The 24,256-nt window shown below is 75.0% G+C and carries 21 protein-coding genes; 14 read left to right on the forward strand and 7 right to left on the reverse strand.

The window, feature by feature from the left end:
- Positions 1-148: 148 nt before the first annotated feature.
- From ABTY61_RS17540 to ABTY61_RS17595, 12 genes are all read left to right on the forward strand, one after another.
- Positions 149-712, forward strand: coding sequence for a hypothetical protein (locus ABTY61_RS17540; protein WP_350505884.1), 564 nt, complete (start codon positions 149-151; stop codon positions 710-712).
- Positions 706-1,644 (forward strand): hypothetical protein, encoded by a 939-nt coding sequence (locus tag ABTY61_RS17545; protein WP_350505885.1) that lies wholly within the window; start codon positions 706-708, stop codon positions 1,642-1,644. Before ABTY61_RS17540 ends, ABTY61_RS17545 begins: the two co-directional genes overlap by 7 nt.
- A 64-nt stretch (positions 1,645-1,708) precedes the next feature.
- Complete coding sequence (locus tag ABTY61_RS17550) at positions 1,709-2,575, forward strand: SAF domain-containing protein (RefSeq protein ID WP_350505886.1); 867 nt, start codon at positions 1,709-1,711, stop codon at positions 2,573-2,575.
- Positions 2,575-3,885 carry a CpaE-like family protein gene (locus ABTY61_RS17555; protein ID WP_350505887.1) on the forward strand — a complete coding sequence of 437 codons (1,311 nt, stop codon included), beginning with the start codon at positions 2,575-2,577 and terminating at the stop codon, positions 3,883-3,885. The genes ABTY61_RS17550 and ABTY61_RS17555 overlap by 1 nt, the downstream gene beginning before the upstream one ends.
- A complete protein-coding gene (locus tag ABTY61_RS17560) occupies positions 3,875-5,512 on the forward strand; it encodes a TadA family conjugal transfer-associated ATPase (protein ID WP_350505888.1) in 1,638 nt (545 codons plus the stop codon). The genes ABTY61_RS17555 and ABTY61_RS17560 overlap by 11 nt, the downstream gene beginning before the upstream one ends.
- The gene (locus tag ABTY61_RS17565) at positions 5,512-6,471 is read left to right on the forward strand and encodes a type II secretion system F family protein (RefSeq protein WP_350505889.1); all 960 of its coding nucleotides are present in this window, start codon (positions 5,512-5,514) and stop codon (positions 6,469-6,471) included. Before ABTY61_RS17560 ends, ABTY61_RS17565 begins: the two co-directional genes overlap by 1 nt.
- The gene (locus tag ABTY61_RS17570) at positions 6,468-7,346 is read left to right on the forward strand and encodes a hypothetical protein (protein WP_350505890.1); all 879 of its coding nucleotides are present in this window, start codon (positions 6,468-6,470) and stop codon (positions 7,344-7,346) included. The genes ABTY61_RS17565 and ABTY61_RS17570 overlap by 4 nt, the downstream gene beginning before the upstream one ends.
- A gap of 96 nt (positions 7,347-7,442) precedes the next feature.
- Positions 7,443-7,739, forward strand: coding sequence for a hypothetical protein (locus ABTY61_RS17575; RefSeq protein WP_350505891.1), 297 nt, complete (start codon positions 7,443-7,445; stop codon positions 7,737-7,739).
- Between the two features lie 47 nt (positions 7,740-7,786).
- Entirely contained in the window at positions 7,787-8,161 is a 375-nt protein-coding gene (locus ABTY61_RS17580) for a TadE/TadG family type IV pilus assembly protein (protein WP_350505892.1), read from the forward strand.
- Complete coding sequence (locus ABTY61_RS17585) at positions 8,158-8,622, forward strand: TadE/TadG family type IV pilus assembly protein (RefSeq protein WP_350505893.1); 465 nt, start codon at positions 8,158-8,160, stop codon at positions 8,620-8,622. The genes ABTY61_RS17580 and ABTY61_RS17585 overlap by 4 nt, the downstream gene beginning before the upstream one ends.
- 173 nt (positions 8,623-8,795) lie before the next feature.
- Positions 8,796-9,263 carry a hypothetical protein gene (locus tag ABTY61_RS17590; RefSeq protein ID WP_350505894.1) on the forward strand — a complete coding sequence of 156 codons (468 nt, stop codon included), beginning with the start codon at positions 8,796-8,798 and terminating at the stop codon, positions 9,261-9,263.
- Entirely contained in the window at positions 9,263-13,366 is a 4,104-nt protein-coding gene (locus ABTY61_RS17595; protein ID WP_350505895.1) for a LysM peptidoglycan-binding domain-containing protein, read from the forward strand. Before ABTY61_RS17590 ends, ABTY61_RS17595 begins: the two co-directional genes overlap by 1 nt.
- 186 nt (positions 13,367-13,552) lie before the next feature.
- On the opposite strand, the gene ABTY61_RS17600 is transcribed toward ABTY61_RS17595, so the two are convergent.
- Both ABTY61_RS17600 and ABTY61_RS17605 read right to left on the reverse strand, forming a co-directional pair.
- The gene (locus ABTY61_RS17600; protein ID WP_350505896.1) at positions 13,553-13,855 is read right to left on the reverse strand and encodes a hypothetical protein; all 303 of its coding nucleotides are present in this window, start codon (positions 13,853-13,855) and stop codon (positions 13,553-13,555) included.
- Between the two features lie 29 nt (positions 13,856-13,884).
- Complete coding sequence (locus tag ABTY61_RS17605; RefSeq protein WP_350505897.1) at positions 13,885-14,400, reverse strand: HAD domain-containing protein; 516 nt, start codon at positions 14,398-14,400, stop codon at positions 13,885-13,887.
- Between the two features lie 172 nt (positions 14,401-14,572).
- Between ABTY61_RS17605 and ABTY61_RS17610 the strand changes: the two genes are divergently transcribed.
- Positions 14,573-16,708: a hypothetical protein gene (locus ABTY61_RS17610; protein ID WP_350505898.1), complete on the forward strand. Its 2,136-nt coding sequence runs from the start codon at positions 14,573-14,575 to the stop codon at positions 16,706-16,708.
- A 245-nt stretch (positions 16,709-16,953) separates the two neighbouring features.
- On the opposite strand, the gene ABTY61_RS17615 is transcribed toward ABTY61_RS17610, so the two are convergent.
- The 4 genes from ABTY61_RS17615 to ABTY61_RS17630 all read right to left on the reverse strand — a co-directional run bounded on the left by ABTY61_RS17615 (position 16,954) and on the right by ABTY61_RS17630 (position 21,943).
- The gene (locus ABTY61_RS17615) at positions 16,954-18,360 is read right to left on the reverse strand and encodes a S53 family peptidase (RefSeq protein WP_350505899.1); all 1,407 of its coding nucleotides are present in this window, start codon (positions 18,358-18,360) and stop codon (positions 16,954-16,956) included.
- 287 nt (positions 18,361-18,647) lie between these two features.
- Complete coding sequence (gene fabG, locus ABTY61_RS17620) at positions 18,648-19,406, reverse strand: 3-oxoacyl-ACP reductase FabG (protein WP_350505900.1); 759 nt, start codon at positions 19,404-19,406, stop codon at positions 18,648-18,650.
- A 139-nt stretch (positions 19,407-19,545) separates the two neighbouring features.
- Positions 19,546-20,745: a thiolase family protein gene (locus tag ABTY61_RS17625; protein ID WP_350505901.1), complete on the reverse strand. Its 1,200-nt coding sequence runs from the start codon at positions 20,743-20,745 to the stop codon at positions 19,546-19,548.
- Between the two features lie 34 nt (positions 20,746-20,779).
- Positions 20,780-21,943: an acyl-CoA dehydrogenase family protein gene (locus ABTY61_RS17630; protein ID WP_350505902.1), complete on the reverse strand. Its 1,164-nt coding sequence runs from the start codon at positions 21,941-21,943 to the stop codon at positions 20,780-20,782.
- A 127-nt stretch (positions 21,944-22,070) separates the two neighbouring features.
- On the opposite strand from ABTY61_RS17630, the gene ABTY61_RS17635 reads away from it, so the two are divergent.
- On the forward strand, positions 22,071-22,718 hold the full coding sequence (locus ABTY61_RS17635) for a TetR/AcrR family transcriptional regulator (protein ID WP_350505903.1): 648 nt from the start codon (positions 22,071-22,073) through the stop codon (positions 22,716-22,718).
- Positions 22,719-22,818: 100 nt separating this feature from the next.
- Here the strand turns inward: ABTY61_RS17635 and ABTY61_RS17640 are convergent, their stop codons facing one another.
- Positions 22,819-24,015: a nitric oxide synthase oxygenase gene (locus ABTY61_RS17640; protein WP_502895350.1), complete on the reverse strand. Its 1,197-nt coding sequence runs from the start codon at positions 24,013-24,015 to the stop codon at positions 22,819-22,821.
- Positions 24,016-24,256: the final 241 nt, after the last annotated feature.

Below are 24,256 nucleotides of genomic sequence, written 5' to 3' on the forward strand. Positions count from 1 at the left end.
CGATCCCCAGCGGAAACATCGGCGGGACTTCGGAATTCTCCTGGCGGCCGTTGATCACGGATCGGCTCGGTCGCGACGAGGTGGGGCGATGCGGCAGCGCGGAAATGTGTTGCGCCCTGGGGCGGTTGGGACTGGCGGGGCGGTTCTGATGCTGCTGCTCGGCGCTTGTGCGAGTGGTGGTGGCGGCGGTTCCGTCGATCATCTGGGGTCGCCCGTGCCCACGGTTGCGGGAGTGGATCCGTTAACTCCTTCGGGTGGTTCGGCAAACGGCGCGATCGCGCCGACCGACGGGCCGGAAGGGGCCCGGGGGCGGCTGGCCCTGAGGACGTATCAGGACTGGTGGCAGGCTCAGGCCACGGCCTACGGGCGTATGGATTCGGACGGTTCCGCGCTCGAGGCGTACTCCTCCGGGCGGGCCCTGTCCGATGCCCTGGTCGGCCTCCGTCAACTCCACGACGGCAAACTGCTGATGACCGGAATGCCGCGGAATTCGGCCGTGGTGAAGGCCGTCGACCTGAATGCCGATCCGCAGACCGCGGTGATCGAGGACTGCGTCGACGTCTCGGACTGGCACCGCGTCGATGCCGTCACCCGTACCGCGAAGGATCCGGCCGACCGACTGAACCGTTATGTCGCGACCGCTTCCCTGCGTTGGTTCCAAGCGCACTGGCTGATCTACGACTTCAAGCGGGAGGTGGACCGGACATGCTGAACTCACCGAAACCGGCCCGGCGGTTCGCGGTCGTCGCTTCGTTGTCCGCCGGGCTGTTGTTGTCCTCGGCGGTAACGGCGACGGCGGACGAACCACCGGACGCCGGGGCGAACACGTGCTCCCCGAGTGTGATCTGCTCGCACGTCGGCACCGGCGGCAGCAGTACCAGCACGTCCGGCACCTCGCAGGGCGGGGGCGACACCGGGGGCGGCGGGCCGCAGTTGTGCAGCTACCACGACACCCAGTGGGCCTGCTACGACCCGGAGCGCGGCTACTTCAACAGCGACGTCGGGTGCTACTTCCGGCCCCTGGACCAGCAGCCGGCCGAGGGCGACAAGGCCTGGGAGGGGCACAAGCCCTCGGAGGGCTCCGTCTACTCCAAGGTCTGCCCGCAGACCGCCGGCGGGCAGGACGGCCTGCAGACCCAGTTCGTGAGCAACGCGGCGGGCGCGACCCCGGTGATCAACCTGACCGTCCAGGCGAAGCTGCTCGCCGACCGGATGGCCTTCCCGGCCCCGAAGGCGGGCCTCGCGCCCAAGGAGACGGCCGTGGTGAAGGCGCCGGTCTGGCTCTGGGCCGAGGGCATGGTGGCGCCCAAGCCGAGTTCGCTCACGGTGCCGGGCGCCTCCGTCACCGTCACCGCGCAACTGGACGGCATGACCTGGGACTTCGGCCAGGGGATGACGGTGGACTGCGCCACGGCCGGGACGCCGTACGACCCCGTGTACAAGGACGCGAAGTCCCCCGACTGCGGCTACGAGTTCGCGGCCGGCTCGGGCACCCGGAAGGGCGGTGTCTTCACCGGCACCGTGACCGCGCACTGGCGGGCCCATGTGGTGATCACCGGGCCGCAGGCGAAGACCTTCGACATCGACATGCCGCGCGGATCGGACCTCGCGCTCAAGGTCGCCGAGGTCCAGGTCCTCAACTGACCCTGCCACACCGGCCGTTCGGCCACTGACGATCCGGAAAGCGAAAGAGGAAGGGCGGAACCCGGTGGAGAACCGTACATTCGCGACGCCGGGGACCGGCACACCGGCGGGCGCCGCGGTGTCCGTGACGGTGCCGGAGCAGCAGGAGCAGGGCCGCGGCCGGGCCACCCCGCACGCGCCCGGCCGCACCTTGCGGGCCCGGCGCCGGCGCCCCGCGGTGCTCGCGATGGCGGTCGCGCTGATCGCGGCCGGCGGGCTGGGCGGCGCCGTCCTCTACAACAGCACCGGTCAGCGGGTCGCGGTGCTGGCGCTGGCCCGGGACGTGCCCTGGGGGCAGGTGATCACCGACGACGACCTGGTGGTGGCCCGGATCGCGGGCGACCCGGCGCTGCGTCCGGTGGCGGCCCAGGACCGGGGCAGGGCGGTCGGCCTGCGGGCCGCCACCGACCTCAAGCGCGGTGCCATGCTGACGGGTTCGGACCTGGCGCAGGGCCTGTCGGTGCAGCCGGGGCAGATCGTGGTCGGGGTGTCGGCCAAGCGCACCCAGCTGCCCGCCAGCCGGCTCCAGCCCGGGGTGCAGATCGTGGTGGTCAACACCCCCGACAACGGCCGGCCGGACTCGCTGGCCGCGACGGTCATCACCGTCGGCCGGGTGGACACCGACGGCAGCCAGGTGGTCGACGTGGCGGTCGGCTCGGCGGACGGGCCGCGGCTGGCGCAGTGGGTGGCCGGCGGCCGGATCCAGGTGCTGCTGGCGCCGCGCCCCGCCGCGGGCGGGACCGGCCAGGCCGGTGGCGCCCCGACCTCCCCGTCGGCCTCCCCGTCGGCGGCCCCCTCGGGCGCTGCTCCCTCTGGCGCGGCTCCCTCGGGCGGTGCCTCCTCCGCGGGGGCCGGCGCGCCCTCGACCCCGGCCGGAACGGGTGGCGCCTGATGGCGGTGATCGCGGTCGTCGGCGGCCCGGGCGCGCCCGGTGCGACCACGACCGCCCTGGCGCTGCTGCTCGCCTGGCCGCTCCAGCCCGGCCGGCGGATCCTGCTGGTCGAGGCCGACCCGGACGGCGGCGCCGTGCTCGCCGGAGCCCTCGAGGGCCGGGTCGAGGCGGTGTACGGGCTGCGCAACCTGGCCGTCGCCGACCGGCGCGGACTGCTCGCCCAGACCATCTGGGAGCAGCTGATCGACCTCTCGCCCGAGGGCAACGCCGAGCGGCTGCTGCTGCCCGGCCTCACCGACCCGGTCCAGGCCTCCGGCCTCGCCTACACCTGGGAGCCGCTCGCCGAACTGCTGCACGGCATCGAGCAGCAGGGCTACGACGTCATCGTCGACCTCGGCCGCTCCGGCGCCACCGGGACCAGCGGGGTGCTGGCCCGCCGCGCCGACGTGGTGGCGGTGACGGTCCGCAGCACGCTGCGCGGACTGAGCTCGGCCCGCCCCCGGCTCGCCGCGCTCGGCGAGGACCTCGCCGCCGCCGGGACGGGGGCGGACGCGCTCGGACTGCTGCTGGTCGCGGAAGGGCCGTACTCGGGGGCGGAGGTCTCCCGCGAGTTCGGCCTGCCGGTGCTCGGGGAACTGCCGCACGCCACCCGCACCGCCCGGGTGCTCTCCGACGGCGGGGACACCACCGACCGGCGGTTCATCCGCTCGGAGCTGATGCGCACGGCGCGGTCGGCGGCGGACGAGGTGCAAGCGCTGGTCCGCCGCCGGCGGCAGCGGCTCGCACCGAACGCGGTCGCCGCGGTCGCGCCCGCGGTCGGGCCCGCGCAGCCCGTGCCCGTGGCCGTATCCGCCGCGCCGACGCCGGTCGGGCCGGGCGGTCCCGTCGCTCCGGTGCCGCCCACACCGGCGGTGCCCGTGCCGGCCCCGTACGGGCAGCCCGCCCACCCGGACCAGACCTACCAGGCTCACCAGGGATACCGGGCGCAGCCCCAGGGCCAGTCCGGCTACGCCCAGCCCGGCTACGCCCAGTCCGGCTCCGGGCAGCCCGGCTACGGTCAGGCGGACCCCGGCCCCGGCGCGGCCGAGCCGCCCTCCTACGCCCCGCCGGTGATTACCACCGGTCCGGTCGCGCCGCTCGCCGGACTTGCGCCGCAGCCCGCCGCCCCGGCGCCGTTCCCGGCGCACGTCCAAGGGGCCGGGCGGGCCGACGAGGACGGCCAGTACCAGCTCCAGCAGCCCACGGTGACGGACCGTCAGGACGACGACCGGTATCCGTACAACCCCGGGGAGGTGCTCCGTGCGCGGTAGCCCCCTGCACCAGCACCCGGCGGCCGACCCGGCCGCCCTGCCCTGGGCCGCGCCGGCACCGGCCGCCGGCCAGTACCAGACCCAGCCCCAGTACCAGCCCCAGCACCAGTCGCAGCCGCAGGCGTACCAGCCCGGCCCGGTCGCCCCGCAGCCCGTCGCCCCCGGCGCCGGTGACGCCGTCGGACCCACCGCCGTGCCCGCCCAGCTGCCCTCGCTGGACGTGCGCGGTACCGCCACCCGGCCGGCCGTCGACCCGCAGGTCGCGCGTGAGCTCAAGCGCCAGGTCGCCGCCGAACTGCACCAGCAGATCACCCGGTTGACCACCACCTCGGGCACCGAGCCGGACCGGGCCACCCGTCGTCAGCGCGGCCGCGCGCTGATCGAGGAGGCGGTCGCCCGCTGGTCCGACGCCTACGCCCAGACCCACGGCATCCCGCCCACCCGGGACCAGGACCGCGCCCTCGCCGAGGCCGTCTTCGACCTGCTGTTCCGGGCCGGCCGGCTGCAGCCCTACCTGGACGACCCGGAGATCGAGAACATCCTGGTCAACGGCTGCGACGACGTCTGGGTCTCCAAGGTGCACCAACCCCTGCGCCAGGTACCGCCGGTGGCCGACAGCGACGCCGAACTCGTCGAACTGCTCCAGGACCTGGCCCGGCAGCACGGTGGCGGCGAGCGCAGCCTGTCCACCGCCAGCCCGACCCTCGCCCTGCGCCTTGAGGGCGGCATGCGCCTCCAGGCGCTGACCGAGGTGACGCCCCGCCCGTACGTGGCGATCCGCCGCCACCGGGTGGCCTCGGCGACACTGCCCGAGATGGTCGAACTCGGCACCCTGGACGGGACCTTGGCGGCTTTCCTGGCCGCCGCGATCCGGGCCCGGAAGAACGTGATGATCACCGGCACCCAGGGCGTCGGCAAGACCAGTCTGCTGCGCGCGATGGCCGCCGAGATCCCGCCGGACGAGCGGATCGGCACCCTGGAGTCGGAGTTCGAGCTCTGGCTGCACACCCTCGGCCACCTGCGCCAGGTCGTCCCGATGGAGGCCCGGGAGGGCAACGGCGAGCGCGTCGAGGGCCGCCTGGCCGGGGAGTTGACGATCGGCGACCTCATCCCGGCCGCGCTGCGGATGACCCTCTCGCGGATCATCGTCGGCGAGGTCCGCTCCGGCGAGGTCGTCCCGATGCTGCGGGTCATGACCAACGGCGAGGGCGGCTCGATGTGCACCCTGCACGCCCGCGGCCCGCACATGGTGGTCGACCGCATCGCCGAACTCTGCCTGGAGTACGGCTCGCACATGACCGACGCGCTCGCCTACCGGCTGACCGCCAACGCCCTGGACCTCATCGTGCATGTCTCCATGGTCGACGAGACCGCCGTCGGCGGCCGCCGGCACCGCTTCGTCTCCCACGTCCTGGAGGTCACCGGCCTCGGCGAGAGCGGCCGGCCCGCGCTGAACACCGTCTTCGGCCCCCGGCCGGAGCTGGGCGAGCCGCGCGCCGTCCCGCACACCCCGCCGCAGTGCCTGGACGACCTGCGCCGGGCCGGCTTCGACGCCGCGCTGCTCGGTTCCCGGTACGGCAGTTGGGCCGCCCCGCTGCAGCTGCGGATCGGCGGTGGCGCGCGGTGATGCTGCTCTTCGCCCTGTGCGGGCTGGCGCTCACGGGCGGCCTGGTCGCCCTCGTGGCCTGGGTGCGCGGCAGCGAGCCCGCCGACGAGGACGAGCCCGCCGCCCGGGCCAACCCGCTGGCCGGCCGCGCCCACGTGTTCTGGTACGGCGCCCCGGGCAGCGCCTCGCTGCGGATGGTGCGGCTGCGCCGGATCCAGCTGCCGCTCGCACTCGTCGGCGCCCCGCTGGCCTGGCTGTTCACCGGCATCCCGCTGACCGCGCTGCTGGTGCCGCTGGCCGTCTTCGGCCTGCCCTGGCTGTTCGACACCACCCGCCCGGACACCCACCGGATCGAGCGGCTGGAGGCGCTCTCCGAGTGGACCCAGCGGATCGCCGACGTACTGCTGCTCGGCGTCGGCCTCAACCAGGCCATCGTCACCAGCCGCCGTACCGCGCCCGCCGCCCTGGAGGACGAGATCGCCGAACTGGCCGCCCGGCTGCAGGCCCGGTGGCGGCCCGAGGAGGCGCTGCACGCCTTCGCCGACAGCCTGGCCGACGCCACCGCCGACAAGGTGCTCGCCGCCCTGGTGCTGCGGGCCGGCGACAGCGGCCCGGGCCTGGCCCGGACGCTCGCCGACATGGCCGACTCGGTGCGCGAGGAGGTCCGCCAGCGCCGAGCCATCGAGGCCGACCGGGCCAAGCACCGCACCACCATCCGCTGGCTGGTCGGCATCATCGTGCTGGTCGTCACGGTCGGCTCCTTCAACACCGAGTACACCCGCCCGTACGGGACCTTCCTCGGCCAGATCGTGCTGGCCGTGGTCGCCGCCCTGTTCGTCGCGATCATCGCCTGGATGCGGGCCCTGGCCTCGCACCCGCCGGTGCCCCGGCTGCTCGCCCCGGACCGGCGCAGCAGGGGCGGGCGCCGGCTGCGCGGTTCCGGGCCGGAGCCGGTCGAGCAGCTCGGGGAGGTCCGGTGATCTCCCCCTGGTCCGTGCTGGCCGGCGCCGTCGCGGCCGGCGGCCTCGCCCTGCTGGTCGCCGAACTGCGGCCCGCGCCACCGGACCTGCGCCAGGCGCTGGACCGGCTGCACCGCACCCCGGCCGACCGCGAGCAGGACCCGGACGAGCGGCCGAGCTGGTACGACCGGATCGGCGAGCGCTCGCTCACCCTGCGGGGGGTGACGATCCCGCGCCGCGAACTCGCCCTGATCGGCCGCACCCCGGCCCGGTTCATGGTGCACAAGCTGCTGTTCGCCGCGCTCGGCCTGCTGCTGCCCGCCTACCTGGGCGCGATGGCCGTGCTGGTGGACGTCGGCCTGCCGTTCGCCCTGCCGCTGGTCGTCGGGCCGCTGCTGGCCGGACTGCTCTGGTTCGTCCCGGACGCGGTGGTGCGCGGCGAGGCGAAGGAGGCGCGCACCGAGTACCTGCACGGCATCGCCGCCTACCTGGAACTCGTCGCCATGGAGCGGGCCGCCGACTGCGGCCCCGCCGAGGCGCTGCGCCGGGCGGCCTCGGTCGGGCAGGGCGTGGTGTTCGGGCGGATCCGCGACGCGCTGGAGCGCGCCGCCACCGACCGGCTCCCGCCCTGGGCCGGACTCGACGCGCTGGCCGAGGAGTTGGGCCTCAGTCCGCTGCAGGACGTGGCCGACATCATGCGGCTGTCCGGCACCGACGGCGCCGCCGTGTACGACACCCTGCGGGCCCGGGCCAAGGGCCTGCGCGGCGAGCTGCTCGCCGAGGACCTCGCCCGCGCGAACGCCGACAGCGAACGGATGGTCGCGCCGGGCGCCGCCCTGACCCTGCTGATGACCGTCCTGATCGTGTTCCCCGCGCTCCACCAGATGCTCGACTGACGGGTCCGACGACGTGCCCGATACCGCGCCCGAAACCGTGCCCGACCACCTGTCCCCAGCAGCTGACACCACACACCACACCCCCGGGAGACCCCGATGACCGTACGACTCGCCCAGTTGGCAGGCCGGGTGCTGCGGCCCGTCCTGCTGCCCGTGCAGTTCGCCCTGCTGTTGTTCACGCTCCGGCTGGGCCGGCTGCGGGCCGCCCGGGCGCGCGGCGACCGGGGTGCCATCAGCATCGAACTCGCCCTCGCCATCATCGCGTTGGTGTTCGTCGCGGGGGCCGTCGCGACCGCGCTGTACCTGTTGAAGGACAAGGTGGTCACCAAGGTCGAGCAGGACCCGAACCTGCCCGGCGGCGCCGCGGGCGGCGCGGGCGGCGCCTCCAAGTGATCCGGGCCCGTCGTCGTCCGCTCCGCCGCCGGGGCGACCGGGGATCGATGAGCATCAGTCTGGCCATCGTCTTCCCGGTCGTCCTGCTGCTCCTGTTGCTGGTCGTCCAGGCCGCGTTGATCTGGTACGACCGGCAGGTCGCGCTCACCGCCGCCCGCGAGGGCGTGGACGCCGGCCGGGTGCAGGGGAAGGCGACGAAGCAGGAGGCGGACGAGGCCGCCGCGCGCCAGGCCCGGGACTTCCTGGACCGGCAGGGCGTGCACGCGTACCAGGTGGGGACGGGCGGCAGCACCGACGAGACGATCAAGGTCACCGTGGAACTGACGCCGCCGCTGCTGATACCCGGTCTCACCGGGCCCAGCATCCGCCAGTTCGCCGAGGCGCCGCGCGAGCGCTTCGTCCCCCCGGTGGTGAAGCCGTGAGGCGGCGGCTCGGGAGGTCCGGGCGGCTGGGGCGGCTCCGGCGCCCGGACCGGGGCGGGATCGCCATCGAGGCGGCGATCGTCGTCCCCGGCGTGGTGGGGCTGGTACTGCTGGCGATCGCCGCCGGGCGGGTGCAGACCGCGGCCGGCACGGTCGAGGCCGCGGCCCGCACCGGGGCCCGGACCGGCTCGCTCCAGCGCAGCGTCGCGGGGGCGGACGGGCCCGCCAAGGAGTCCGCGCTGGCGGTGCTGCGCCAGCAGGGCGTGTCCTGCCGCACCGCGGACGTCCACGTCGACGAGGGCACCCTGGACCTGCCGGGCGGCCCGGTGGTGACCGTGACGGTCAGGGTGACCTGCGACGTCGAACTCGCCGACCTGCTCGGCGGACCGTCCGGGCTGCCCGTGACGAAGCACCTCGTCGGGGAGTTCACCTCCGTGATGGACCGCTACCGCGGCACATGACGGCGGCACCGGGCGGCGCGCGGGCCGCAACGGGCGCGGCAGGGGGATTGGGGACGGCCCGCGCGGGGGAGACGCAAGCGGAGAGCGCTCGGGGGATGACGCAACGGCACCGAGGGGCGTCCGGTGGGGAGCCGGTGGGGAGACATCGTGCGGATCGGGGGAAGGGGGTGCGAGTGCTGAGCGGGCTGAGCGGGCTGAGGGACCGCCGTCGGCGAACGACCGGGCGACGGTCCGACCGGGGCGCGGTCGCCCTCTTCGTGGCGATCTGCGCCGCCTACCTGGTGCTCGTCATCGCGCTGGTGATCGACGCGGGCGGCCGGCTGCGGGTGGCCGAGCGCACCGACGCGTACGCCCAGGAGGCCGCGCGGGTCGGCGGACAGCAGCTCGACCAGGCGGCCGTGCTGCAGGGGACGGGCTTCAAGGTCCGCCAGGACTACGTCCGGCAGGCCGCCGGCAGCTACCTCGGCCGGTACGGGCTCCAGGTCGACGACGTCGTCTTCTCCGATGAGGGCAAGGTCGTCACCGTCACCGTGCGGGCCGACTACCGGCCGGTCCTGCTGGGCGCCCTCGGGGAGCGGAAGGTAACGGGCAGGGGCAGTGCGACCCTCGTCCACGGAGTCGAGAAAGCGGAGACCCACTGATGGCCGCGCCACGTGCCAAGGACCAGGCCCGTACCGCCCAGGCCCGTACGGGCGGGGCCGGTGCCGGCCCGGGCGGAACCCGGAACGGCGGAGCCGGGAAGGGCGGAGCAGGGAACGGCGGAGCCGGGAAGGGCGGCAGGCCGACCGTGCGGGGGCACGCCCGCTCCGGGCGCCGCCGACCCGGCCGCGGCGGCGCGCTGATCGGCGCGCTCGCCGCCCTGGTCACCCTGCTCGCCCTGCTGTTCGGCGTCCCCGCCCTGCTGCTGTACGGCACCCAGGCGGTCGCCTCGATGGGCGAGGTCGCCTCCGGCGGGGTGGGCGAGGCACTCACCAGCCCGGACGACGGGCGGCTGTTCCTGTGGCTGCTGGTGGTGGTCGGCTGGCTGGCCTGGGCGTGCTTCGCGCTCTCCGTCCTGCTGGAGGTCCCCGCCCAGCTGCGCGGCCGGATCGCCCGCCGGATCCCGGCCTTCGGCTGGAGCCAGCGGATGGCGGCGGGGCTGGTCGGTTCGGTGCTGGCGCTGCTGCCGGTGGCCGGTTCGGCCTTCGCCGCGGTGCCCGAGACCGCCCACGGCCCGTCCGTCCGGGCGCAGTTGACCCCGGGCGTGCAGCGGGCCGCGCTGCCCGCCGCCCAGCCCGCGGCCGCACCGGTCCAGGCGGCGGACCAGCACCCCACGTACACCGTTCGGGACAGCCGGCCGGCGGACAGCCTGTGGTCCATCGCCGAGCGCCAACTGGGCTCCGGGGAACGCTGGGTGGAGATCGCCAAGCTCAACGACGGCCGGGCGATGGACGATTCGGGCACCCGCTTCGACGCGGAGCGGCCGATCCAGCCCGGCTGGGAGCTGCTGATGCCGGCGGACGCCAAGCCGGACGAGGCGAAGGCCCCGGCTCCGGCACCTGCCCCGGCGCCCACCCAGACCCGGACGCCCGGACAGGGGCAGACGGCCGGGCAGGCCCAGGTGCCCTCGTCCGCGGCGCAGGTCCCGCAGGCCGGCACGGAGCCGGGAGCGGGCGGGCCGAAGACGGTGACCGTCCGTTCCGGGGACAGCCTGTCGGCCATCGCCCAGCGGGAGTTGGGGGACGCCGAGGCCTGGCCGAAGCTCTTCGAGGCGAACAAGGGCGTCCAGGCGCCGGACGGGGAGCGGCTGACCGACCCGGACGTGGTGGAGCCCGGGATGGTGCTCACCGTCCCCGGAACGGCCGCACCGGCCGAGCCCGCCCCTGCTCCCGCTCCCGCTCCCGCGCCGGCCCCGGCCCCGGCTTCCGGCACCGGTGCGGCGACCACGCCCGAGCCCGCCCCGGCCACCCAGGCTCCCGCTCCCGCCCCCTCCCAGGGCGCGTCGCAGCCCGCCCCGGCGCCGACCCACGCGCCCGCCCACACGCCCGCGCCCGCCCCCGCCGCGCACGCCGACCCGGCACCCAGCGGCGACTACGGCGTCGCCCTCACCGCGTCCACCGTGGGCGTGCTGCTCGCCGCCGTGATGGTCGGCACCGTCGCCTACAAGCGCGGCAGCCAGCAGCGCGGCCGCCGCCCGGGCCACCGGATCGCGATGCCCGAGGCCGAGGCCGCCGCCTTCGAGAACGAGCTGATGGCCCGCCAGGACCAGGCCGGCCTGGAGCTGCTGGACCGCGCCCTGCGCACCCTGGCCCGCAACACCACCCGGGGCGGCAAGCGGCTGCCCGCGATCGTCGCGACCCGGATCACCCCCGACCACACCATCGAGCTGCACCTGTCCGGCCCGGCCACCCCGATCGCGCCGTTCCGCGCCGCGCACGCCGCCAACGTCTGGTGGTGCAGCGAGGAGTCCGGCGACCTGCTGAGCCCCGCCCAGGCCCGCAAGACCCCCGCGCCCTACCCGGCGCTGGTCACCCTGGGCACCTCGCCGGACGGCTCGGTGGTCCTCGCCGACCTGGAGGCCGTCCGGCTGCTCCACCTGTCCGGGCACCCCGACGACGCCCGCGACGTGCTGCGCACCCTCGCCATCGAGCTCGCCCACAGCCCGCTGGCCGACCGGCTCCACCTGCACCTGGTGGACCTCGCCGAGGAGGTGCCGATCACCGGACCGGCCGCCGAGCGGGTCCACCGCCACCCCACCCTGGAGGCCGCGCTCGCCGCCCTCGGCCCGCGCACCGCCAAGGCGCGCGCCACCCTGGTCGCGGCCGAGGCCACCAGTCCGCGCGAGGCCCGCAGCCGGGGCCAGGCGGACGAGTCCTGGGTGCCCGAGATCGTGCTCTGCGCCCAGCAGCCCGGCGGCGACACCCCCGCCGAACTCGGCCGGCTGCTGGACGCCCGCCCGCGCACCTGCGTCGCCGTCATCACCCGGGCCCCCGAGCGAGGCACCGGACCGGTCGCCCGCTGGACCCTGCCGACCACCGGCCAGGCCGCCATCCCCGGACTGCACCTGACCGTCGAACTCCAGCGGCTGGACGACCACCAGTACGACCAGGTCGCCGAGCTGCTCCGGGCCGCCGACGACACCACCCAGCACCCGGCGCCCGCCTGGACGCTGGACGGGCCGGGCCTCGACCCGGATCCGGACGAGGACCCCGACACCACCGAACTCCCGCTCGCCGTACCGGTGCTGGCCGCCGTCGGCGCCCCGGGCGGGACGGCCGAGGAGGAGGCGGGGACGGCCGCCGGGCCCCGGCTGCCGGCCCGGGTCATCGGGACCGGCGCCAGCCCGTTCGCGGGCACCGACCCGGTCGCACCGGCTCCCGCGCCCGCTTCCGCCCCCGTGCCCACGCCGGCCGGTCCCGCGCGCTTCGCCGTCAACGGCCAGGGGCGGCAGGCGGCCACCGGGACGGAGCAGCCCGCCGACGAGGCCACCCGCGACCTGCGGCTGCCGGGCGGGCCGGCGCAGCAGGCCGAGCCGGTCGAGTCGGTCGAGTCGGTCGCGCCCGGTGAGGCGGAGGCCGACGGTTCGGAGGCTGCCGGTACGGATGCCGCCGGTACGGTGCCGACGCCGGCAGAGGCCTCGGTGCCGGTGCTCCCGGTCCAGCCGGTGCGGCCCGTCGCGCCCGTCGCGCCCGCCGTGCCCGTCGCGCCCGCCGTGCCCGTGCCCGCGGTGCCCGTGCCCGTGGTGCCCGCCGAGCCCGTGCCGACACACCAGAGCGCGCCCGCGCCCACCGGTGCCGCCCCGCGGGTCCCGGCCCGGCCGGAGCCCGGCGTCGGTTCCGGACCCGGCCCCGAGGACACCACCGGCGGTACGGCCCCGGCGACGGGAACGGCCGTGGTCGAGCCCGGCCCGGCCGCCGTCGCACCCGTGGCCCTGACCGCCCCCGGCCGCAGCGACAGCGACGACCTGCTCGCCATCCTGCGCTCCCCGGAGGCGCACACCCCGCGCAACGCCCCCCGGATCCGGCTGCTCGGCCCGGTCGACGTGGCGGGCACCCCCGGCACCGTCGAACCCGGGGCGCTGCCCCGGCTCACCGAACTCGCCGTCTACCTCGCGCTGCGCCCCGGCGCCGACCACCACGCGCTCGACCACGACCTGCACCCGGGCGCCGCCCACCTCGACCCGCACCCCACCGCGTCCGACGCCGGGAGCCCGCTGCCGGCCAAACTCGCCGACCTGTCGGCCTGGTTCGGCAGCACCCCGGACGGCCGCGTCTACCTGCCCACCGACACCACCGAGGGCTACGCCTTCGCCCCCGCCGTGACCTGCGACTGGGACGAGTTCCGCAGCCTCTACCGGCGCGGCATGCGCAGCACCAGCGCCACCGCGGACGCCGCCCTCGCCCACGCCCTGGCCCTGGTCCGCGGCGCCCCGTTCGCCGAGGCTCCGCCCGCCTCCTACGGCTGGGCCGAGGCCGAGCGCCAGGACATGATCGCCGCGATCGTGGACACTGCCCACGAACTCGCCGCCCGCCGCCTCCAGTACGGCGATCACCGCAGCGCCGAGGCCGCCGTCTTCCGCGGCCTCGCCGTCGCCCCGGACGTCGAACTCCTGCACCGGGACCTCTTCTACGCCTACGCCTCGGCCGGCGCGCGCGACCAGCTGCTGCGCGCCGTCAACCGCCTCGACGCGCTCAGCCGCCGGACCGGCCGGGACCTGGACGCCGACACGGTCGCCCTGCTGCGCGACCTGCTCGCCGGGTCCTGAGCAGGATCCCTCGGAGGTCGGTTGACGAATGGCCGAGCGCGCGGCCGGCCGGTGGGTTCCACACGCCCGGTCTCGATGTGTCCTGGACGTACGGCGGGGCCTTCGACGGTCTCGCCCCTGTCGCCCGGCCGGACCGGTGAGCCCCGCCCGGCCGCCCCTGATCCGTCGGGGCCGGCCGGGCGGTGGTCATTCCTCCCAGGAGAACGGGCGGCAGGCGCAGGCGCCGTCGCGCGCGGGTGCGGAGGCCGTGTGGACGTCCTGCACGGATGCCGTCGCCAGCCTGGCCACGGCCACCATGACCCGCCGGGGGTCGGCCGGGGTCCGCGCGAGCACCTCGGCGTCCGTCTGCTCCTCCGCCGTGGCCCGGACCAGCACGCTGAACTCGTACGCGCCGTTCTCGACGCGGTAGCCGTCTGCCCACAGTTCGAGCAGGGCCCCGTCCCGCAGGGTCAGGTGCCAGCGGCTGGGCGGTCCGGCCTCGTACTCCATGGCGGGGGAGTGTAGCGGGGGCGGGCGGGTCAGGCGGTGCGCAGCCAGGCCTCGATGGTCGCGAAGTCGGCGACGGTGAGGCCCACTTGGTGGTCGACGAGGTGTAGCAGCGCGGCGGCGGGGGAGTGGGCCGCGACCCAGCGGCGGTCGGCCCGGGTGAGCTCGTCGTCCACCCAGGCGAACCGGCGTCCGGCCGCCCAGGCGACCAAGGTGCGGGTCTTCCAGTGCAGTTGGGCGTCCGTGCCGGTGCCACCGCCCGGTTCCTCGGCGTCCGGCCAGTCCACGTAGGGGAGTCGGGGCAGGCCCAGCCGGGGTGCGAGGCAGTCGTTCGCGTCCGCCAACCAGGTGGTGGCCCACACCAGTTGACAGCGCAGGGCGAGCAGCCGCGGCCCGAGCGCCGGGTCGACCCGGGCCACCAGCGGATTGCCGGACGGGCCCGTGCCCGGGCCGGGGTAGGCGGGGTAGCCGCCTGGGGGCGGGGCACCGAAGGGGATCAGGGGTCCGTCGACGTCGAGGAACAGCAACGGCAGTCCGGGGCCGGTCATGACGGCACGATAGCGGCCGACGCCCGGGGCGTGGCACGCTGATCGGCCACCCGGCCTGGCTCGGGCGTGCCGGGATCTCGTAGGGTGGCGCGCACGGGACGTGGTGGCAGGCACCACGAAGGCAAGGGCATCAGACGCCGTGGACGCGGCGGGGCGGGGCGGTGACCAGAAGATGGCGGAGACGACAGCTGTTTCCGGAGGTCCCGAGCCGACAGCGGACTCGGGCCCCTGGGACGCCGTACCGCCGCCGCCCGCGGACCGGCCCGCCGAGGAGCACCCGCCCGGGCCCGCCGCGCTGTACGAGCCGCCGCCGGTGCCTCCGGTGCCGCCCGCGGCCTTCGCCGCCGTGGTGCCGCCCGCACCGCCGGCCGCGCCCACCGGATGGACCCTCACCGGCCTGCCCGCCGCGGGCGCGGGTGCTCCGGCCCCGGCGGCGGTCCCGTCCGCCGCCACGGCTCCGGGGGCTGCGGCGGCTCCGGCGGGCCAGGGCGGGCTCGGTGCGACGCCGCGCGGCCGGATCCTGGTGGTCGAGGGCGGCTACGGCAACTCCGGCCGCCGCACCTGGGGCCGGGGCGGCGCGGCCCAGGCGCCGGTGCTGTCCGCCATGCTGGCGGCCGTGTCGCCGCAGGTACTGCTCGCCGCGGACGGGGTGGACGCCGTCCACCTCCCCGGCGCCAGCGACCCGCACACCGTCCTCGCCCACCTGCGCGCCGCCTCCCGGCACCCGGGCCCGCTGCTGGTCCACCTGGGCGGGCACGTCGTCGCCGACAAGCGCGGCGGGCAGCTGCAGCTGACCCTGCGCGACGCCAAGCAGGACGGCCTGCCCTGGCAGGCGATCGCCGCCGAGCTGAGCCACCGGCCGGCCGAGTGGCAGACCCTGGTCATCGCCGACCTGAGCGCCGACCAGAACGCCTGGCCCTACCTCCAGGGCACCGTCTCGCCGCTCAGCGAGGGCATCCCGCTGTGGGCGGTGGTCAGCCCGGACCCGGAGCAGATCGGCACCTTCACCCGCGCCCTGATCGAGGCGCTGCACGGCGGCCGCCCGGGCGCGGGCGAGATGCTCTCCCCCGAGCAGCTGCGCCAGCAGGTGTACTCGGTGCTGCGGCCGGACGTGGTCATCCTGGCCACCCACGCCCCGGACCGCCCGGTCTTCCGCAACACCGCCCGCCGGGGCGAGGCCCCGGTGGCGGACGTCGTGCTGCCGGTGCCGGAGGCGCCGTCCCTCGCGGACGCGGTGCCTGTCGTGGACGCGATGCCGTCCGAGCTGCCGCTGCCGCTGCCGACCGTGCCGCCGCTGCCGCCTCTGGCGGAGCCGCAGGACGCCGTGGTCGAGCGGGCGTCGGGGGCTTTCGCCCCGGTGCCGGTCACGCCCGTCGGCGGGCCGGTGAGCCTGGTCAAGCCCGGCGTGCCGCCCACGCCGCCCCGAGCGGCCCGCCCGGTCAGCCTGCGCAAGGCCGGCGAGCAGCCCGTGCAGCAGCCCGTCGACCCGTCGGTCGGGCAGCCCGTGGAGGAGTCGTCCAGCGTGAGCCTGCGCAAGGCGGCCGCTGGCGAGGCCGATGCCGATCTGTCGGTGGAGGTGACGCCCGCGGCGGGTGTCACGCTGCGCAAGGCCCGCCCGGAGCCGGCGGGGGCCGTCGAGGCGGTCGAGGCGGTTCTCCGGGCCGCTGTCGAGCTCGCCGAGGACACCGACGTCAGCGAGGTCGCAGAGGCCGCCGAGCCGGCCGAGGAGCCCCGGGACGCCGTTCCGGCCGAGGCCCGGACGACGGAGGAGTCGGCCCAGGACGCGCTGCCGGCCGACGCGGTGCCTGCCGAGCAGCCGCCCGTACCGGCCGGGGCCCCCGCCGCCAACGCGCCGCGCGAGGACTACCGCGAGGTCATCGGACGGATCGTTCGCAGCGCCGACGCCGGGGACCACGCCGCCGCCACCGATCTCGCCTTCGCCCTCGAGCTGGAGGCGATCGCCGAGCACGGGGCCGTCTCGGAGCCGGTCCTCCAGGTGCGCCAGGTGCGCGCCCACGTGTGCCGGCTCGCGGGCCGACCCGCCGAGGCGGCCGCCATCTACCGCGAGGTGGCCCTGACGCTGCTCCGCTCGCAGGGCGCGGACCATCCGGAGACCCAGCGGGCGGCCACCAACGCCGAGGCCTGCTGGCGTTCGATCGCCGACCGGGCGGAGGCCATCCGGATCGCCCCGGAGATCATCGAACTGCGCGCCTTCCTCCCGGGCACGGACAACCGCAAGCTCCGGGCCGCCGAGCGCTACCTCGCCCAACTGGCCGCCACCGCAACGGCGGTGGCCGACCAAGCCTGACGCCATGGCTGCACGGCTGCCGACCGCCGGTCGGCAGCCGTGCAGCCATGGCGCACAGCCGAAGCAGCCGAAACAGCCAGAACGGCTGACAGCACACAGCCGACGGCGAACAGATCACAGAAAACAGATAACAGAAAACAGCGAACGGATAACAGATGTTGAAATCTGTTATCCGTTCGCTGTTACTTGTCAGCTGTCAGCTGTCAGGCCGCCAATCGCGACCGTCCGCCGCTCACTGCTCGTTGTTACTGCTCGTCGCCCTGGCTGTTGTCGTCGAACTGCACGTCGCCGGCGATCGCGTGGACGAACTTGGCGCCGTCGATGGTGCCGAGGCCGCTCGCGAGGTCGTAGCCCTCGGTGGCGTTGTAGCCGGTGACGCCGCCCCAGCCGTTGTCGCCGTCCTTGACGTCAACGATGCCGCTCCACTTGCTCGGGAGCAGGCTCAGGCCGTACAGGCTCGGGTTGAGCTGGCCGAGGCGGTGGCCGGCGAGCTGGTCGGCGAGCGCGACGATGCCCGAGAACAGCGGGGTGGCCTCGCTGGTGCCGCCGGTGAGGTGCCAGCCGACAGCGGTCGGGTCGTAGGACTCGTAGGTCCAGGCTGCGCCGTCGACGGCGGCGCTCATGCTGATGTCCGGGGTGCCGCGGTGCTCGCCGGTGACGTCGGAGACGGCGGTCTGGTACCACGGGCGGGAGAAGATGCCGGACACGCCGCCGCCGCCGGCGCCGGACTTGTCGTGCCACACCTTGTCGGCCGCGGTGCGCTTGCCGTTGTCGTCCAGGGTCAGCTGGGTGCCGCCGATGGAGGTGACCAGCGGGTCCGAGGACGGCCAGGAGTTGACCTTGAACGGGTACAGGTCGGTGCCGTTGGTCTGCGAGTCGGTGGCGCCGTTGTCGCCGGAGGCGGCGAGCACGGTGACGTTGCGGTCTGCGGCGGCCTTGAAGGCGTAGCGCAGGTCGGTCAGCGACTTGAAGTCGCCCTTGTCGTAACCCGGGAAGGTGTTCTCGGTGGCGCCGAAGCTCTGCGAGATGACGTCGCCGACGCCCTTCTTGATCAGGTCCTTCTCGGCGTCCATCATCTCGGGCAGGCCGGTGGTGCCCTCGGTCTCGGCGACACCGGTCTCGACCAGGACGATGTGGGCGTCCGGGGCGATCGCGTGGGCGTACTCGACGTCCAGGGTGGTCTCGCCGGCCCAGCCGGTGTGGTCGGGGTTCTTCGGGTCGAAGGCGGGGACGTTGCCCCACTTCCGCACCTCGACCTGGGTGTCCTTCAGGCCCCACTGCTTGTCGAAGACCTCCAGGTCGTGCTGGATGGTCGGCGAGCCGAAGGAGTCGACGATGACGATCGTCCGGCCCTTGCCGGTGATGCCCTCCTTGTACAGCGGCGCCAGGTTGTAGGCGGCCTGGTACTGGACCGGCGAGTAGCAGTGGATGCCGATCTGGCTGACGCACTGGGTGGTGGTCAGCGGCGCCGGGCGGGTGGTGGCGAGGTGGTGGCCGAAGGAGGCGGGGCGGACGTGGACGCCCGAGAGGTCGTGCGCGGGGGCTGCGGTCGCGGCGCCGACGGCCGGAACGGCAACGGTGCCGGCGGTGAGGGCGGTGGCCCCCACGGCGAGCAGAGCCAGGGCACGGCGGAGGGAGGCGGGGCTGCCCATGGGACTCCTTGGGACGCAGAGGGCCCGACCAGGTCCGGTCGGGTCGGTTCGGACATCCCATCGAGTGCCGCATGATCATGCCATAGTCATTTGGTGGGGTCACTTGACCGGGCGCATGGTCATGATCGGCCACGCGAAAAGGTAAAGGCCGTCCCAGGGAAAAGTAACCATGCACCTGGGACGGCCTTGTGATGACACGTCAGTAATATTCAATGAATATTAACCGTATCTACCCGGCACCTACGCATTTCAATCGAGGGATGCCGGAAATGCCGCATCGACCGGAACTACCGGGCCCCGCCGTTGACGTAGAGTGTCTGCCCGCTCACGTAAGAGGCCTCCTCGCTCGCAAGGAAGGCCACCACCGAGGCGATCTCCTCGGGCTGCCCGACCCGGCGCAGCGGCGTGCGGGCCGCCACCTCGGCCTGGTGGTCCTCGGCGCTGGCGCCGACCCGCTCGGCGGTGGCCGCGGTCATCGCGGTGGCGATGTAGCCGGGGGCGACGGCGTTGACGTTGATGTTGAACGGCCCGAGCTCGATCGCCAGGGTCGCGGTGAGCCCCTGGATGCCGGCCTTGGCGGCCGCGTAGTTGGCCTGGCCCCGGTTGCCGAGCGCGGAGCGCGAGCTGAGTGAGACGATCTTCCCGTACTTCTGCGCCACCATGTACTTCTGCGCCACGTGGCTGCAGTTGTACGCGCTGGTCAGGTTGACCGTCAGGACGGTGTCCCAGTCGGCCTTGGCCATCTTGAAGAACAGGTTGTCCCGGGTGATCCCGGCGTTGTTGACCAGGATGTGCAGCCCGCCGAGTTCCTCGGCGACCCGCGCGAACACCTCCTCGACGGCGTCGTAGTCGGCCACGTCGCAGCCGTAGGCCCGGGCGGTGCCGCCCTTGGCGGTGATCTCGGCGACCGTCCCGGCCGCCCGCTCGGCGGTCAGGTCGAGCACCGCGACGGCCGCGCCGTCCTCCGCCAGCCGACGGGCGGTGGCCGCGCCGATGCCCTGTGCCGCGCCGGTCACCACGGCGACCTTCCCTGCGAACCGCGTCATGTCCGTTCCTCCGCTCACTTGATGCTTCCCTCGGGCGTTCCCGCCCCTGAGATCGCCCCTGGACGTTCCCGCCCCGTGGTCGTTCCCGCCCCGTGGTCGTTCCCGCCCCTCGGGCGTTCCCGCCCCGGGCGCTCCCCTCTCAGACGTTCTCGACCAGCACGGCCGTACCCTGCCCCACGCCCACGCACATCGTGGCCAGACCGCGCCGGGCGCCGGTGCGGCGCATGCGGTGCAGCAGGGTGGTGAGGATGCGGGCGCCGGAGCCGCCCAGCGGGTGGCCGAGGGCGATCGCCCCGCCGCTGGGGTTGACCACCTCGTCGGCCCGCTCCGGGCTGAACCCGATGCCGTCGGCGGAGGCCAGCGCCTGGGCGGCGAAGGCCTCGTTCAGCTCGGCGGTGTCCAGGTCGGCGAGGTTCCACCCGGCCCGGCCGAGCACCTTGGCGGTGGCCGGCACCGGGCCGATGCCCATGACGTCCGGGTGCACCCCGGCCGAGGCCCCGGCCACGTACCGGCCGAGCGGCTGCAGTCCGAGGTCGCGCAGCGCCTCCTCGCCGACCAGGACGAGCCCGGCCGCGCCGTCGTTCATCGGCGAGGCGTTCCCGGCCGTGACGGTGCCGCCCGGGCGGAAGGCCGGCTTGAGGCGGGCGAGCTTCTCGATGCTGGTGTCCTCGCGGATGCCCTCGTCCTGGCTCACCGTCACCCCGTCCGGCCGCTCGACCGGGATCAGCTCGGCGTCGAAGTGCCCGTCCTTGCGGGCGGCGGCGGCCCGCTGGTGGCTGCGCAGCGCGAAGGCGTCCTGGCGCTCGCGCCCGATGCCGTACCGGCTCGCCACCTCCTCGGCGGTCTCGCCCATGCTGAGCACGCCGTGCAGTTCGGCCATCCGCGAGTTGGTGAGCCGCCAGCCGAGCCGGGTGTCGTAGGTCTCGATCCGGTGCGGCAGCGCCTCGTCGGGGCGGGGCAGGATGAAGGGCGCGCGGGTCATCGACTCGCAGCCGCCGGCCAGCACCACGTCGGCCTCGCCGGAGCCGATGGCCCGGGCGGCGAGGGTGACGGCCTCCAGGCCGGAGGCGCAGAGCCGGTTGACGGTGGCGCCGGGGACGCTCTCCGGCAGTCCGGCCAGCAGGACGGCCATCCGGGCGGCGTTGCGGTTGTCCTCGCCGGCCTGGTTGGCGGCGCCCCAGTAGACGTCGTCGATCCGGGCCGGGTCGAGGGCGGGTACGTCGGCGAGCAGGGCGCGCAGCACGGTGGCCGAGAGGTCGTCCGGCCGGACCGCGGCGAGCGATCCGCGCAGTCGGCCGATGGGTGTGCGGCGGGCTGCGGCGAAGTAGACAGGGCGCACGTCGTGCTCCTTATCGGGTGTTCGGGGTGGTGGGTCAGAAGGCGTTGACGCCGGTCAGGGCGCGCCCGATGAGCAGTTGGTGGATCTGGCTGGTGCCCTCGTAGAGGGTCATCACCCGCGCGTCGCGCAGGTACTTGCCGACCGGGTACTCGTCGATGAAGCCGTAGCCGCCGAACACCTGGAGCGCGTTGTTGGCGGCCCGGACGGCGGCCTCGCTCGCGTAGAGCTTGGCGACGGAGGACTCGGTGGCGAACGGGAGGCCGCGTTCGATGTGGTCGGCGACCTTCCAGGTGAGCAGTCGGGCTGCTTCGACGTCGACCGCGATGCCGGCCAGCAGCTGCTGGACGAGCTGGTGCGAGGCGATCGGCTTGCCGAACTGCTCGCGCTCGCCGGCGTAGCGGACGGCGGCCTCCAGGCAGGCCCGGGCGATGCCGACGCAGCCGGCCGCGACCGACATCCGGCCCTTGGCCAGGGCCGCCATCGCCACCGTGAAGCCCTTGCCGACCTCGCCGAGCCGGGCGCTGTCGGGTACCCGGGCGCCGTCCAGGGCGAGTCCGGCGGTGGCCTGGCCGCGCAGGCCGAGCTTGCCGTGGATCTCGGTGCGGCCGAAGCCGGGCAGGTCGGTGGGGACGAGGAAGGCGGTGATGCCCCGGTGGCCCTGCTGCTCGGGCCGGTCGCCGCCGGTGCGGGCGAAGACCAGGGCGACGTCGGCCCAGGTGCCGTTGGTGATGAAGGTCTTGGCGCCGCTGATCAGCCAGTGGTCGCCGTCGCGCACCGCCCGGGTGGTGAGGTTGGCGGCGTCCGAGCCGGTGCCGGGTTCGGTGAGGGCGAAGCAGGCCAGGGCCTCGCCCGAGGTGAGCCGGGGCAGCCAGTGCCGCTTCTGCTGCTCGGTGCCGTAGGTGTTGATCGACTTGCCGACCAGGCCGAGTGAGACCGAGACGATCCCGCGCACCGCCGAGTCGCCGCGTCCGAGCTCCTCCAGTACCAGGCAGTAGGCGAGGTGGTCGCCGCCGCTGCCGCCGTACTCCTCGGGGATGGTCAGGCCGAGGAAGCCGAGCTTGCCGAGCTTGCCGATGATCGAGCGGTCCACCTGCTCGGCGCGGTCCCACTCGGCGGCGTACGGCACGATCTCGCGGTCGGTGAAGGAGGCGGCGAGCTCCCGGACGGCGGCCTGCTCCTCGGACAACTCCAGGTTCACGACGGTGCCACCTCGTTAAACTAGCGCTGCAAGTTTTACGAGGGGACTGTAGACCCGACCAGCCCGCGCGGGGAAGGGGCACCTGCCAGAATCGGTCCCCACCCACCCGACCGGAGGTAGCGACCCGATGGCTCGCCCGCGCACCCCGCTGCTCAGCCGTGAGCGCATCGTCACGGCTGCCCTGCGGCTGATCGACGACGAGGGGCTGGAGGCACTCTCCACCCGCCGCCTCGCCGCCGAGCTGTCGGTCAGCGGGCCCTCGCTCTACAACCACTTCGCGACCAAGGACGAGCTGCTGGACGCGGTGGTGGACAGCGTCATCGGCGAAGTCGACTTGTCGATGTTCGAGTCCCAGGACACCCCCTGGCCCCGGGCGCTGCGCGACTGGGCGCGCTCCTACCGCGCCGCCCTGGCCGCCCATCCCAACATCGTCCCGGTGCTCGCCCAGGGGCCGGGGCGGCGGCCGAACGCGCTGCGCCTGGCCGACGCAGTCTTCGGGCACCTGGTCGGGGCCGGCTGGCCGCGCGGCCAGGCCACCCGGATCGGCGCGCTGATGCGCTACTTCGTCACCGGCTCCGCGCTGGCCTCCTTCGCGGCCGGCTTCCCGGCGGACGCCGAGGTCTACGACGCCGCGGACTACCCGCACCTCGGCGAGGCGCATCGGCTCGCCGGGCACCGGGGGGCGGTCGACGAGGGGGCCTTCGAGACCGGGCTGGAGGCGCTGCTGGACGGGCTCGCCCTGCGCTTCGAACGCCTCGCCGTGCCGTCGCCGTAGCCCGTCCCGGCCGCTCCTGCCCCGTCCCGGCCCGGGGTCCGGGTCCGGCGCGGCCCGGCGGCCCCGGCGGCCGACCGCTCCCGCCCCGGGCCGGCAGGGCTCACCAGGGCTCGCGGGCCAGGAAGGCCGGCCGCTGCTCCGGGTCCACCGGGTCGTAGTACCGGTGGTATACCGGCGTCAGCCCGCCGGAGACCGGCGGCACGATCCAGCTCCAGTCCGCCGGGGTCGGGCGGCCGAGCCGCTTCTCCTGGGCCACGTGCTTGAGGAAGCGCTCCGACTCGGTGTGGTGGTCGGCGATCGTCACCCCGGCCTCCTGGAAGGAGTGCAGCACCGCGAGGTTGAGCTCGACCAGGGCGCGGTCGCGCCAGAGCGTGCGGTCGCTGGAGGTGTCCAGGCCCAGCCGCTCGGCGACCGTCCCGAGCATGTCGTAGCGGTCGGCGTCGGCGAGGTTGCGGGCGCCGATCTCGGTGCCCATGTACCAGCCGTTGAACGGCGCGGTGGGGTAGCGGACCCCGCCGATCTCCAGGGTCATGTCGCTGATCGCGGGCACCGCGTACCAGCGCAGCCCGAGCTCGGCGAACCAGGCGTGCTCGGGGTGGCTCAGCGGCACCTCCAGGGTGGTGTCGTCCGGCAGCCCGTACCAGTGCGGACACTCGTCCGGACGCTGCTGGATCAGCAGCGGCAGCACCTCGAAGCGGTCCTCGGCGCACTTCCAGCCGAGCTCGCGGGCCCGGTCGGTGAGCACCGCGCCCGCCGGGTCGCCGACCACGGCGCCGTCGACCCGGTGCCCGGCGTAGCGGACCAGCTGCTGGTTGAGGATCCGCGGGGCCGGGCGGCCCGGGCGGTCGGGGGCGAACACCGAGACCACCGGGCGGATCCGCCCGCCGTTGCCCGCCAGTCGCAGGTGCTCGAAGCACTCGGCGGCGATGTCGTCGGCGGTGGACAGGTGGCGCAGGTCGCGGACCACCAGGCTGCGCCAGTACAGCCGGCCGATGCAGCGCGCGGCGTTGCGCCAGGCGAGCCTGGCGCCGTGGGCGAGTTCGGCGGGGGTGTGGTGGTAGCTGCCGGTGCGGTCGATCTCCTCCCGGACCGCGCGCAGTCTCGGTTCCGGGTCACCGGCGGCGGGCTGCTCGCGGTGGAACTGGCGGATGAACTCGACGGCCTGCTCGGGATCGGTGAACGGCGATGGCGCGGGCGGCAGTTGTGGGTCCGCCGGTTGCCGCGGGGCGGATGCCGCTACGGCCTGCGCGGACACGGGGGCGCTCTGCGCGGGCGTCGGTGCGGTCTGCGGGGGCACCGGGGCGCTCTGTGCGGGCACCGGGGCGCTCTGTGCGGGCACCGGGGCGGTCTGCGCGAACGCGCCCGGTGCGTGGGTGTGGGCGTGGGCGTACGGACAGCCGCCGATCGGGGCGGTGGTGGTTCTGCGGGTACGGAGCCGGTTGAAGATCAAGGACACATCCCTCCTGGCGAACAGGAGTACCGGAGGTGCCCGGTTCGGCGCAGAGAGTGAACGATTCGGCCCCCGCTCCCGCGCTCAG

Origin of the sequence: Kitasatospora sp. NPDC096128, assembly GCF_040303105.1 — a bacterium.
Classification (GTDB): Bacteria; Actinomycetota; Actinomycetes; order Streptomycetales; family Streptomycetaceae; genus Kitasatospora.